Origin of the sequence: Xenorhabdus santafensis, from assembly GCF_033949405.1 — a bacterium.
Lineage (GTDB): Bacteria > Pseudomonadota > Gammaproteobacteria > Enterobacterales > Enterobacteriaceae > Xenorhabdus > Xenorhabdus santafensis.
The window spans coordinates 45,888-58,601 of record NZ_VCDN01000019.1; the positions used below are offsets into that span (position 1 = coordinate 45,888).

Sequence of the window (12,714 nt, forward strand, 5' to 3'; positions counted from 1 at the left end):
TATCTAAAAATATATGTCATCAAACAAAAAGTGATAATTATATTGTTCAAAATTACTGAAAAAATATAGCAATAATTGCTAATTATCATTTTAGAAACAGGCGTATAACATGATCAACATCACGAGTGTACAAGTTCTATTTCAAGTATGAACAGAGGATCGAAAGATGAAAGTTGTAAAAAGTATCGTAGCTGTTTTAGCGTTAGGTGCGGTTTCATTTGGCTCAATGGCTGCTACAGAAGTTAAGGATGCTAAAGGTGACAAAATTGGTGTCGTCTCAGCTACTGGCGCAGAAACTCTGGATACTCTGACACACATGTTATCCAAAAAAGCTGATGAAGCTGGAGCAAAATACTTCCGCATAGTCGCAGCTCACGGGCAAAACAACCTCAACGGTGTTGCTGAAATCTATAAATAACTTATAGTATTTCCGTAAACCCTCTTGGTGTATCTTGCTAGATTTAGAACACGAAACCGGATAATATCCATTCGTGTTCTATAGCAAGTAAATAAAATAACGGTACGGAAATACATGGATTTAAATAAAGAAATTTTAACTATCCGCCAATATCTCGCCAAACAACATGTCTTCACACTTTGCACTTCTTCAACTCAAGATTTATGGTGTGCCAGCTGTTTTTATGTCTTTGATGCTGACGAAATGGCATTCTGGTTTATGACTGAATCAAATACCCGGCACGGCCAGATGATGCAAAGCAACCCCATTGTTGCGGGTACTGTTGCAGGGCAAACACGCAATGTTGCATTAATCAAAGGCATTCAATTCCGGGGCGAGGTCATTGCTTTGACCGGTGAAGCTGAAGCCATTGCCAGAAAGCGCTATTGCCGCCGTTTTCCAATAGCACTCACAGCCAAATCTCCAATTTGGCAGCTCAATATAAATGAAATAAAAATGGTGGATAACACGCTGGGTTTTGGCAAAAAACTGCATTGGCAGCGTTGATGACACTGCCCGCCCGGTGAAAATAATTGATTATCTTAAATAGTGAATGACCTGATTGTGGCTGCCTCGCCAGATCAACGAAGGATCATACAGTGCTTGTTCAAACTTCCCATCAACCACAACATGAACATAATTGATGACTTCTTGTTGAGCTTCAGTTAATTCACTGAAAACATAACCTGTCCATAGCCAGATATCCTTATCTGGGCACTCTTCCTCTACACGCTTAACCAGTTTCAGTATGCAAGGAACATTGCGAGGATGCAGGGGATCTCCGCCAGATAATGACAAACCTTGCCGCTTGATGCGGCTGTCTTGCAGGTCGGTGATTATCTGATCTTCTAGTGTTTGAGTGAAAGGCTGACCAGAATCAGGCCGCCATGTGCTTTGGTTGTAACAGCCACGGCATTGATGCTCACAGCCTGATACAAACAGCGTGCAGCGGGTTCCGGGGCCATTGACGACATCAACCGGATAATATTGATGATAATTCATGGCATCAACCTATTTCCCCATTGCCGAGATGTTTCACGCGGCGTTTCACTTCCTCTTGCTTGCCTGCGTTGAATGGGCGGGCATCAGGGCTGCCGAGATAGCCGCAAACCCGGCGGATCACCGAAACATGGGCTGAATCATGATTGCCGCATTGAGGGCAGGTGAATCCCTTGCTGGTGCAGGCAAACTCTCCGGTAAAACCGCATTGGTAGCACTCATCGATTGGCGTGTTAGTGCCATAGTAAGGCACGCGTGAATAGCTGTAATCCCAGACATCTTCCAATGCTTTCAGGTTGTGTTGCAGGTTGGGATACTCGCCGTAGCAAATAAAACCTCCGCTTGCCAGTGGAGGATAAGGCGCTTCAAAATCCAGCTTATCGTAGGGATTGACTCTCTTTTCCACGTCCAGATGGAAGCTGTTGGTGTAGTAGCTTTTATCAGTAACCCCCGGAATCACACCAAATTCAGCTATATCCAAGCGGCAGAAACGGTCGCATAAATTCTCGCTTGGCGTACTGTACAAGCTGAATCCATAACCCGTTTCCTGCTTCCATTGCTCAACGGCCTTACGCAAATGTTTAATGATAGCGATAGCTTTCTGCTGGTGGTGTTCATCATCAAAAAGATGGGTACGATTGCCATATAATGCATTTATCGTTTCATGCAAGCCGATATAACCCAAAGAAATAGAAGCCCGGCCATGTTTGAAAATCCCGGCAATATTGTCATCGGCTTTCAGGCGTACACCGCAGGCACCTTCCATATAAAGAATGGGAGCAACACGGGCCTTTGTATTTTCGAGGCGGTCAATTCGGGTCATCAGTGCTTTTTTGGCGATAGACAAACGTTGATCCAAAAGCGACCAAAAATTCGCTTCCTGACCTTGGGCTTCGAGGGCAATGCGGGGCAAATTCAGGCTGATGACACCTAAATTATTGCGACCTTCGTGAATTTGCTGCCCATTTTCTTCATAAACGCTGAGAAAACTGCGGCAGCCCATCGGGGTTTTAAACGAACCTGTTACTTGAACGACCTGATCATAGTTAAGAATATCGGGATACATACGTTTACTGGCACACTCCAATGCCAATAACTTAATGTCATAGTGAGGATCGCCAAACCGATGATTCAACCCATCCCGAATGGCAAAAACCAGTTTAGGGAAAACGGCGGTTTTGCGATTTTTGCCCAACCCGGCAATTCGATTACGCAGGATAGAAATCTGAATCAGGCGGGATTCTTTTGACGTACCCAGCCCAAACCCAAACGTGACAAACGGTGTTTGCCCATTGGCGGTATGGAGAGTATTGACCTCGTACTCCAGAGATTGAAAAGCGTCATAGCACTCTTTTTCAGTGCGGGCGTCTGCATAGGCAACTGGATCTTCAATCTTCCATTCTTCGGCAATGGCGAGATGCTTGTTATGACTGGCTTTGACGAAGGGAGCAAGAACTTCATCAATGCGATTAATCGTTGTACCGCCATAAATATGGCTGGCGACTTGCGCGATAATCTGGGCGGTTACTGCGGTTGCTGTAGAAATGGACTTCGGTGGTTCAATCTCGGCATTGCCCATTTTAAAGCCGTTGGTCAGCATGCCTTGCAAATCAATCAACATGCAATTGAACATGGGGAAAAAAGGGGCGTAATCCAGATCATGATAGTGAATTTCGCCTTTCTCATGCGCCTCCACCACATCATGTGGCAGCATGTGTTGTTTGGCGTACTGTTTGGCGACGATCCCCGCCAATAAATCGCGTTGTGTTGGGATCACTTTGCTGTCTTTATTGGCATTTTCATTAAGCAGGGAAAAATTATTTTGCTCGATCAAACCACGAATTTCCTGATCTAACCGATCATGCCATTTATCGGAATTCACAATAGGCTCCTCAATATGATATCCACAGGCGCAAATGACATGAGTGCTCGCTTTTTGTTGGGTGTGGATAATCTTGTGTATAAATACCATATGTGGTGTTATTTGTTTATTTAAACACAATATATAGATTATTTGAGCGAATATACAAATGACAAAGTTGATCTAAGACAAGGAAAATGGTGGTTGTCTGGCAGGGGGATAAAGCAGGCTGAAAAATAATAACCCTGACAGAAGAACTATCAGGGCTGAGTATTGTCAAGGTGAGAAATAATCAAGATAGAAAGCCATCACGATTATTATTAACCGTCATTAAAAAGCCTTGCTGCAAATTAGCTGCGAACGGCAATAGCTTCGATCTCGATTTTCACATCTTTTGGCAAACGGGCCACTTCAACACAAGAGCGGGCAGGGAATGGCGCATTATGTTCAGTAAAGAAGGCTTCATAAATACCATTTACGGCCGTAAAGTCATTCAAATCTTTGACAAATACTGTCATTTTTACGATATCAGCTACTTTCAGGCCGGATTGCTCGATGATAGCTTTGACATTTTCCAGAGATTGGCGTGTCTGAGCGGTAACTTCTTCAGGGATCGCCCCAGTCTTTGGATCAACAGGGATCTGGCCTGATGTGATAACCATGCTGCCCAGATCAACACCCTGAACATAAGGGCCGATTGCTGCTGGTGCATTATCGGTATGAATAGAACGTGACATTAGAAACTCCTGTTTAACGTCTGGATTGAAAGTCTTATGTGGTAGCGCCAGTTATTATACCCAATGGATCTCAAGTTGCAGTGCAACCAACAAAGAGGCAACTTGAAAGGCGAAGGGTATATAGTGATCCCCAATTCTGCATCAAACAATACCGGACATCCATTAAATGGCTTAAAACGTTTTTTTAATCGTTATTAATAACAGCCTGGCGGTCAAACTCTTTTTCACAATATTTACAGCGCAGTACTACATCATCTTTGGCAGCGACGACATGAAAACTGCTTTCAACCGGCTCATTGTGACTGATGCAATTGCTGTTCGGGCAGACCAAAACACTGTCGATGTACTCTGGCAGGTTGATTGGCATCTTTTTAACGACCATATAATTTTCAATGTTATTAATGGTGGCATGCGGGGCGTACATCGCGAGTTGGTTTGCTTGCTGCTCGGTCAGGAAAGTGTTTTCAATCTTGATGAGATCCTTTTTGCCCAAATGATTGGAAGGCAAATTCAATCCGATGGTAATACGCTGATCTGTTTCTGTGAGTTTGAATAAAGATAATAACTTAAAGCCGATATGTGCAGGAATATGATCGATAACGGTGCCACATTTAATGGCTTCTACTTGTAATTGATGGTCTTGGGTCATATTGTGTTACGAATACCTTTTTCGGTATTCCTCCTCCAAATATTAGGGGATCAGAAAATCGACTTATTTTGTCACAGACTATTTGGCATTTCATCTGATTAACTTTTTAATTTAAAGGATGATTTAACTTATTGAAAGAACATGCGTAAAATCGGCTATTTTGCGTCAGTGTTGTCAATATGTAATGGTGTTGTTGTTTGAGTGGCTTATACCCAGCAGGCCTAAACAGTAGGTCTGGATGCGGTAATAAAACTGCAACTTGAAAGACGGCGGCTGCCTATTTAATCGTTAATAGCAATATGCAGTTTAAGGTGCAATTGAGAATGTCGTTGAAAATGTAATTCAAGATGCAGGGTAAAGTTAAATCTGTTGCCGCTTATTTTTGAAAATATAGTTGTTAAGGAAAATTCTGTGGAAAAAATCATGACAGGGGAAGTAAAAGGTGTTGATTGGCCTACAATTAACAAAATTGCTATTGATGAATGCCATGAGCCTTTAGAAGTAATTATTGATAAAGATAAAATAAAACAGAAACCTGCTTATTTTCAGGCGGGAATCAAGGGGGCCGTTGAGTCCTGTATGGTGAGAAAAAGTGTGGCAGAAAAACTCATCATGGCATCACAGCTACTGCCCGCACATTTAGGAATTCTGGTCTTGGATGGCTGGCGTTCACGGAAAGCCCAGCAAGCATTGCAAGATCAAATGCAGGCTGAAATTGCACTTGAATATGCCCATTTACCTCCCGACGAGCAGCAGAAAATGTTGCAGAAATTCGTGGCTCCGGCCTCAGCGGATGTTGTTCAAGTCAGCCCTCATCTAACGGGCGGCGCTGTGGATGTGACCCTTTTTGATATTGCATCTGGTCAGGCCCTGTTTTTGGGCACAGAATTCGATGAAGTGAGTGAGCTTTCTTATACTGCGGCATTAGAAGCTGATCCAGAGAGGTATATGCCGGCTACTCAATATCGTCGATTGTTATATAGTGTTATGACACAGGTCGGATTTAGCAGTTTACCTACGGAATGGTGGCATTATGATTACGGCAACTCCCTGTGGGCATTCTATAAAAACCAAACTGCCATTTATGGCGCGATAGATGGCATAACCAATTAATCATCAGTCATTTTATCCATGCGAGAGCGGGTTGATGCCCGCTTTATTAAATTAAAATGCCGGGAGAAATAATGAAAAATACATTGATTGCTGCTGATAATTCATTAATTCTCTGGGCATTTATTATGATCTCAGTTGCTGTTGCCATAATGGCAGAGCAGCGTTTCAAGTGGGCATCGAAAATACCGGGATCGGTGCTCGCATTGCTTATTGCAGTTTCAGCATCCAATCTGCATATTATTCCGACGGAAGCGCCTGTTTATGATGCAATTTGGGGATATGTCCTGCCCTTATCGATCCCCTTGCTGCTATTCAAAACTAATTTCCAGCGCATCATAAAAGAAAGCGGAAGGTTGCTGATACTGTTTCTGATTTCTTCTATCGCAACGATGATTGGGGCGATAGTTTCTTTCCATATCTTTAAATCATATATTCCTGAACTGGATAAAATCAGTGGCATGATGGCTGCCTCTTATACGGGAGGTGGCGTTAACTTTGTCGCAATGTCAGCCAAATTGGGGACTTCTCAGGATATGGTTGCTTCTGCCATTATCGCTGATAATTTCATGATGGCGGGCTACTTTATCATTCTGATTACTTTATCCGGCTGGGCCGCAGCGAGGAAGTTCTGGGGCAGCCCGTATGCTGATAAAGTAGAAAAAAATCCCAATCTGGACAAGTTCCACACTCTGGCAGAGGCCTATTGGCAACCGAAAAGCATTGCCCTGAAAGATATAGCGCTATCTCTGGCATGGTCTATTTTCATTGTCGCTTTATCATTTCATCTGGCAGCATGGTTAAAAGCGCTGCTTGGGCAACCAAATAATATTTATCAGGAACTTCTTTTCAGCCTGATCACGGATAAATACCTGCTCCTGACCACCACCACTTTTATTCTTGTTTCCATCTTTAAAGAGACATTCAGCAAACTGAATGGCACTCAAGAGCTGGGAACTTATGCCATTTACATGTTCTTTGTCGTGATAGGCATTCCCACATCCATACATGTCATCATCAGTCAGGCACCCTTATTATTTGCTTTCGTCTTTGTCATTGCGATGCTTAACCTGATACTGACCTTTGCCGCAGGTAAAATGTTTAAATTCAGCCTTGAAGAAAACATACTTGCCTGCAATGCCAATATTGGCGGCCCAACTACCGCAGCAGCAATGGCAATCAGCCGGGGATGGGTCGATCTGGTTGGGCCGATTATGGTCATCGGAACCGTGGGTTATGTGATTGGAAATTACGTTGGGACGTTTGTTTATTTTGTTGTGGGATAAAGCTGTGGGATAAACAAGTGCAGCCGATAACGCTGCAACTTGATGAACAGAGGGATTGGCATTAATAAATGCACGATGTGATGGAAACATCGGATGAAAAATCAATAATATTGAAACCGAAACCTTGCGATATCTCGACTGTATCTATACCCGGCAACCATTGGAATACCACCGCAGGGGCAACACTGACTGTCATATCATGGTGATGCCAAATGCGGGCATTGTGCGCGTGCCCGCTGCCGATAAATTTAACCTTATGTTTTTCACAAAGGGCCAGCAGTGCTTCGCCATTATTCAATTGGCTGCTATCCACCAATGGTGTACCAACCGGCATTGCATGGTGGTGCATGAAGATCGCGAGATCAAAATGGCTTTTTTCAATGATTTTTCTTTCTAACTCAGCAAGATTATTTGCAGATATAGCCCCATAATCTTCACCTACGACAACGGTATCAACAGACAAAAAATGCCAGTTGTTATGGTTATACTCTTTCGAATTAACAATATATTCTCTTTTTTCTTCTGCAAGCACGATATCAAAATTCTCTTTCAGATCATGGTTGCCCAATATGGCAAAATAAGGTTTTTCCAGTGACTCCATTTTATCTAAAAAATATCGATAAGCCTCGATATCACCATCATGGGTAATATCACCGGATACGATAATTAACTCTATTTCAGTAATTTTTTTTATTCTTGATATTTCTTGACAGACAAAATCAAAATTATCATATGGATTCACATTAAACATTTTTTGATCTCTAGTTCGAGTCAAATGTATGTCTGTTAAGTGAATAACTTTCATTTTTTATTACCTCTATTATTACATCTTTTTTATCATTAACTTATCGCCATAAAATATAAAGAATATCATAAAGTAATCCATAAAAATGGATTAACAGAAGAGGCTTATTTGCATAAATATTGCGGCAATAGCTTGGTATATAAAAGTCTATTAATCGGTTTTTACGTGGTGTGACCACGGAATAACTACAACTATGAGCAGATAGGAGTATGATTATAAAAAGGTGGCCGTTGCTCCGTTTCTGGTTATATCGCGACATGGCTACCCGACCCGCCCCTGTGATTCATTGGTGGTTATCCGTTAATGAATAAAATCGGCGTTATTGGTTCACCTGTATATTTTGTGGCCATTTAGTGTTGACCACAGCATAACGACATAAAGAATAGAGATTGTCATGAAATTCAAATCAAAAATAGAACCTTATCACTCGGCTGCTGGTGGTTGGGGATCATTGGAGGCAACTACCCGCTTTGTCTTTGATAGTAAACAAGCATTGAAAAACATGGTTAATCTGATGCGCATGAACAAGCCCAAGGGGTTTGATTGCCCGGGATGTGCATGGGGAGATGACAATAAGAGCTTGTTTAGTTTCTGTGAAAATGGCGCCAAGGCAGTCACTTGGGAAGCAACCCGCCGATATGTTGACCGAAAATTTTTCGCAGCTCACAGCGTGAGTAACCTTTATCAGCAAAGTGATTATTTCCTTGAATACCAAGGTCGGGTTGTGGAGCCAATGCGTTATAACCCGCAAACCGATCATTATGAGCCGATTAGCTGGGATAATGCTTTCGCCCTTATCGCCGGCCACATTAAGGCGATGGATAACCCGAACCAGCTTGAGCTGTATACATCCGGCCGGGCCAGTAATGAAGCCTCGTGGCTCTATCAACTGTTTGGCCGTGTATTGGGCACAAACAACTTCCCTGATTGCTCCAATATGTGCCATGAGGCGAGTGGCTACGGCTTGTTGGAAAGCCTCGGTGTCGGGAAAGGCACCATTCGGCTGCAAGATTTTGATCACGCGGATGCCATTTTTGTTTTCGGCCAAAATCCCGGTACAAACCATCCGAGAATGCTGCACAGCCTGCGACATGCTGCTGAACATGGTGCCCGCATTGTCACTTTTAATACATTGCGTGAGCGTGGGTTGGAGCGTTTCGCTGATCCGCAAAAGCCACTCGAAGTGATCACGCCCATGGCAGGAGAAATCAGCCACCGCTACTACCAGCCAAAATTGGGCGGCGATATGGCCGCTGTGCGTGGCATGGTTAAGGCACTTTTGGAAACCCATAACTCACTGCTGGCTGAAGGCAAATCAGGTATTTTTGATCTGGAATTTATTGCCGACCACACCGAGGGTATGGATGCTTATTTGCAAGAAGTTGCCACCACCACATGGTCATTTATTGAAGAGCAATCAGGACTGAGCGAAGCACAGCTGCGCGAAGCGGCGGGGATTTACCAGAATGCTGAGCGTGTCATTTGCACTTGGGCAATGGGAATAACCCAGCATAAACACTCCTTGGTGACGGTACGTGAAATCGCAAACCTTCAATTACTGTTCGGCCAATTAGGGAAACCCGGTGCAGGCCTGTGTCCGGTTCGTGGTCACAGTAATGTGCAGGGTAATCGGACGATGGGAATCAATGAACAGCCGAGCAAACCCTTTTTGGATAGTATGGCAGAGCATTTTGGATTCGAACCCCCACGTGCCCACGGGCATAATGTTGTGGAAGCACTGAAAGCGATGTTACGTGATGAAGTTAAAGTCTTGATCACGCTAGGGGGAAATCTTGCAGCAGCAGCACCGGACAGCCCACGCACAGAAGAAGCCTTACAGCATTGCGATTTGACTGTACACATCAGTACAAAATTAAATCGGAGCCATCTTGTTACCGGTAAAAAAGGCGCCCTTATTCTGCCGACACTGGGGCGTACTGAGCGTGATATTCAGGCAACGGGTTCACAATTCGTGACAGTGGAAGACTCTTTCAGCATGGTTCATGCTTCAGAAGGGGTAAATAAGCCATTATTTGATACCCAACGTTCAGAGACTGCGATTGTTGCGGGTATCGCCAATGCGGTGTTGGGCAATACCAAGACGATTAATTGGCTGGAATTAGCAGGGGATTACAATAAAATCCGCGACCATATTGCGGCGACAATTCCGGGATTCAGTGATTTCAATAAAAAATGTGAAAACCCCGGTGGCTTTTATCTGGGCAATGCAGCGGCTGAATTACGTTTTGCGACACCGAGCAAAAAGGCCGAATTCAGCCATGCTCCACTGCCAAAAACCTTGTTCCCGCAAATTGAAGGTGCTGACGTTCCTTTCACATTGCAGACGTTGCGTTCCCATGACCAATACAACACGACGATTTATGGCTTGGATGATCGTTACCGTGGGGTTTATGGTCAGCGGGAAGTTCTGTTCATGAATCCGGAAGATATTGCGCAATCGGGCTATCAGGCTGGTGATTTGGTTGATATCGAAACGGTATGGAATGATGGCATTACGCGTAAAGTTTCTGGCTTTAAGTTGGTGCCTTACACCATTCCACGTGGAAACCTGGCTGCTTACTACCCTGAAACCAACCCTCTGGTTCCCATGGAAAGTATCGGGAGTGGTACGGGAACACCCACGTCAAAATCAGTCCCGGTAAGATTATCTCTCACTGAACAGAGTAAATCTGAATCTCAGCGGCTGATATAAGGTATTTGTGATTAAATGCCTTGAACTTCAGAGTGGTGCCTGTTTAGAAAAACAGGCACAGATTGTCGCAAAAACAAATGTTTAATATTCTGCATCGTATTGTAATATCTAAATATTTACTCTTTATCAACATACCAATGATGATAGTGTTGTGTATTTTGCGATCTAAATGTATATCTATCAGATATACACCTGCTATAATAATGATTTACTAATTAGTGACACAGGTGATTTATGAGAACACAACCTAAAGAAACCCCGATCAACATCCGGGCGAAAGCTTTTCAGCGAGAACTTATTGATCATGCAGCAAACCTGCATTCGAAGACCAGAACGGATTTTATCTTAGATGCGGCCTGCCGCGCAGCTGAAGAGGCCATACTCGATCAACGCCACTTTTTCGTTAACGACGAAAAATATCAGGCGTTCATGCAGATGCTGGAGCAACCGCTTTCTGAGAACGTAGGCTTTAAAAAGCTCATGGAATATAAAGCGCCATGGGAATAAGTGCACCAGAAATATTAACGGCTGAACATAATGTAAAGGATTTTTATTGTCAGCATGAGACATTAAACGAATGGCTTTCACGTCGAGCTTTAAAAAATAATAAGCTCGGCGCGAGCCGCACATTTGTTATTTGCAAGGAAGGCACAAAAGACGTTATCGGTTATTATTGTCTAAGTGCTGGTTCAATTAATCATATTGAATCTACGCCTTCTCTGAAACGCAATATGCCAGATCCTATCCCTGTAGTACTTCTCGGCCGTTTGGCTATTGATGTGGAATATCAGGGTAAGAAACTCGGGGCATTGCTTCTCCAAAATGCTTGGAAGCGTGTCGCCAGTACGGCGGAACAGGTGGGCATTTCAGCTATAATTGTCCACGCATTTGATGAGAGCGCCAGAACATTTTATATGCGCCTTGGTTTCGTCCAGTCACCGCTGGAACCCTATACGTTGATGCTTTCATTAGGTAAACAGAACTAATGACTTCGTATTAAAACTATTCCCTGTTCTGCAACGAAGCCAGAAAAATAAACTCGGCTATTTGGCGAAATTATGAAATAGGCTGTACGGCATGAAGGTGGCCGTTTAACCGGTCACCAAATTCAATCACACTATCAATCGTTATTTGCTGTTCTTAACGTTAGATAACAACGTCTTCATTTAAAACTAGTGACAACAATGCCTGACGGGCAAAAATGCCATTTCCTGCCTGCTGGAAATAATAAGCATATGGCGTTTTATCGACATCTACGGTGATTTCGTCAATGCGTGGCAGGGGATGCAGGACTTTCAGGTTTTCTTTCACATTCACCAGATCTGCTGCGCGCAAAACGAATTGTGCCTTGATATTGGCATACTCTGAAGGGTCAAGGCGCTCTTTCTGTACGCGGGTCATGTACAGAATATCCAGCTCAGGCATAACGTCTTCAAAGTTATTGTGCAAGCTGTAGCTCACCTGCTTTTCATCCAGCATATGCAGGATATAGCTTGGCATTGCCAGCGCATCCGGCGCGATAAAGCAGAAATGGTTGCCGTTGAATTTAGCCAGTGCCTGAGTCAATGAGTGAACGGTACGGCCATATTTCAAATCACCGACCATGGCAATTTTCAGGTTTTCCAGCTTACCCTGAGTTTCCTGAATGGTGAAAAGGTCGAGCAAAGTTTGGGTTGGATGCTGGTTTGCCCCATCGCCGGCATTAATGATAGGGATTTGACCGGAAAATTCAGATGCCAGCCGAGCAGCCCCTTCTTGTGGATGACGCATGACTATCGCATCGGCATACTGGCTGATGATAGAAATGGTATCTGCCAGTGTTTCCCCCTTTTTGCCCAATGAAGTATTGCTGCTGTCAGCAAAGCCAACTACCGAAGCGCCGAGTCGTTGGATGGCAGTTTCAAAAGAGAGACGGGTACGCGTTGAGGCTTCAAAGAAGCAGCTTGCGATCACTTTGTGTTTCAGTAAGTCAGTCTGTGGATTGGCTTTCAATGAAGCTGCCGTCTGCAATACCAATTCGAGATCTGTGCGGTTCAGATCATTAATTGAAATGATATGTTTGCGATATAACGGATTAGCCATGTGTACGTTCCTCTT

12 protein-coding genes and 1 pseudogene are annotated in these 12,714 nt (G+C 43.7%); 7 read left to right on the plus strand and 6 right to left on the minus strand.

Annotation, left to right across the window (positions count from 1 at the left end):
* Window positions 1–166: 166 nt before the first annotated feature.
* Together bhsA and FE392_RS05725 are read left to right on the plus strand one after the other, a co-directional pair.
* A complete protein-coding gene (gene bhsA, locus FE392_RS05720) occupies window positions 167–418 on the plus strand; it encodes a multiple stress resistance protein BhsA (RefSeq protein ID WP_319929266.1) in 252 nt (83 codons plus the stop codon).
* A 114-nt stretch (window positions 419–532) separates the two neighbouring features.
* Window positions 533–964, plus strand: a complete 432-nt coding sequence (locus FE392_RS05725) for a YhbP family protein (protein WP_319929267.1) — start codon at window positions 533–535, stop codon at window positions 962–964.
* Between the two features lie 30 nt (window positions 965–994).
* Here FE392_RS05725 and nrdG read toward each other — a convergent pair whose 3' ends face one another.
* The 4 genes and pseudogenes from nrdG to pyrI all read right to left on the minus strand — a co-directional run bounded on the left by nrdG (window position 995) and on the right by pyrI (window position 4,703).
* Window positions 995–1,459, minus strand: coding sequence for an anaerobic ribonucleoside-triphosphate reductase-activating protein (gene nrdG / locus FE392_RS05730; protein ID WP_319929268.1), 465 nt, complete (start codon window positions 1,457–1,459; stop codon window positions 995–997).
* A gap of 4 nt (window positions 1,460–1,463) precedes the next feature.
* Window positions 1,464–3,314, minus strand: a pseudogene (gene nrdD, locus FE392_RS05735) (anaerobic ribonucleoside-triphosphate reductase); the annotation flags it as partial.
* A 353-nt stretch (window positions 3,315–3,667) separates the two neighbouring features.
* Window positions 3,668–4,054, minus strand: coding sequence for a 2-iminobutanoate/2-iminopropanoate deaminase (gene ridA, locus FE392_RS05740; RefSeq protein WP_319929269.1), 387 nt, complete (start codon window positions 4,052–4,054; stop codon window positions 3,668–3,670).
* A 184-nt stretch (window positions 4,055–4,238) separates the two neighbouring features.
* Window positions 4,239–4,703, minus strand: a complete 465-nt coding sequence (pyrI, locus tag FE392_RS05745) for an aspartate carbamoyltransferase regulatory subunit (protein WP_319929270.1) — start codon at window positions 4,701–4,703, stop codon at window positions 4,239–4,241.
* Window positions 4,704–5,114: 411 nt separating this feature from the next.
* On the opposite strand from pyrI, the gene FE392_RS05750 reads away from it, so the two are divergent.
* Both FE392_RS05750 and FE392_RS05755 read left to right on the plus strand, forming a co-directional pair.
* A complete protein-coding gene (locus FE392_RS05750; RefSeq protein WP_319929271.1) occupies window positions 5,115–5,816 on the plus strand; it encodes a M15 family metallopeptidase in 702 nt (233 codons plus the stop codon).
* A 71-nt stretch (window positions 5,817–5,887) separates the two neighbouring features.
* Window positions 5,888–7,099 (plus strand): DUF819 family protein, encoded by a 1,212-nt coding sequence (locus FE392_RS05755; protein WP_319929272.1) that lies wholly within the window; start codon window positions 5,888–5,890, stop codon window positions 7,097–7,099.
* A 61-nt stretch (window positions 7,100–7,160) separates the two neighbouring features.
* Here FE392_RS05755 and FE392_RS05760 read toward each other — a convergent pair whose 3' ends face one another.
* Complete coding sequence (locus tag FE392_RS05760) at window positions 7,161–7,904, minus strand: metallophosphoesterase family protein (protein WP_319929273.1); 744 nt, start codon at window positions 7,902–7,904, stop codon at window positions 7,161–7,163.
* Window positions 7,905–8,298: 394 nt separating this feature from the next.
* Here FE392_RS05760 and FE392_RS05765 point away from each other — a divergent pair, with 394 nt between their 5' ends.
* The 3 genes from FE392_RS05765 to FE392_RS05775 all read left to right on the plus strand — a co-directional run bounded on the left by FE392_RS05765 (window position 8,299) and on the right by FE392_RS05775 (window position 11,603).
* Window positions 8,299–10,617, plus strand: coding sequence for an FdhF/YdeP family oxidoreductase (locus tag FE392_RS05765; RefSeq protein WP_319929274.1), 2,319 nt, complete (start codon window positions 8,299–8,301; stop codon window positions 10,615–10,617).
* A gap of 234 nt (window positions 10,618–10,851) precedes the next feature.
* Window positions 10,852–11,124, plus strand: coding sequence for a type II toxin-antitoxin system TacA family antitoxin (locus FE392_RS05770; protein ID WP_319929275.1), 273 nt, complete (start codon window positions 10,852–10,854; stop codon window positions 11,122–11,124).
* Window positions 11,115–11,603 carry a GNAT family N-acetyltransferase gene (locus FE392_RS05775; RefSeq protein WP_319929276.1) on the plus strand — a complete coding sequence of 163 codons (489 nt, stop codon included), beginning with the start codon at window positions 11,115–11,117 and terminating at the stop codon, window positions 11,601–11,603. The genes FE392_RS05770 and FE392_RS05775 overlap by 10 nt, the downstream gene beginning before the upstream one ends.
* A gap of 160 nt (window positions 11,604–11,763) precedes the next feature.
* Here the strand turns inward: FE392_RS05775 and pyrB are convergent, their stop codons facing one another.
* On the minus strand, window positions 11,764–12,699 hold the full coding sequence (gene pyrB / locus FE392_RS05780) for an aspartate carbamoyltransferase (protein ID WP_319929277.1): 936 nt from the start codon (window positions 12,697–12,699) through the stop codon (window positions 11,764–11,766).
* Window positions 12,700–12,714 lie beyond the last annotated feature (15 nt).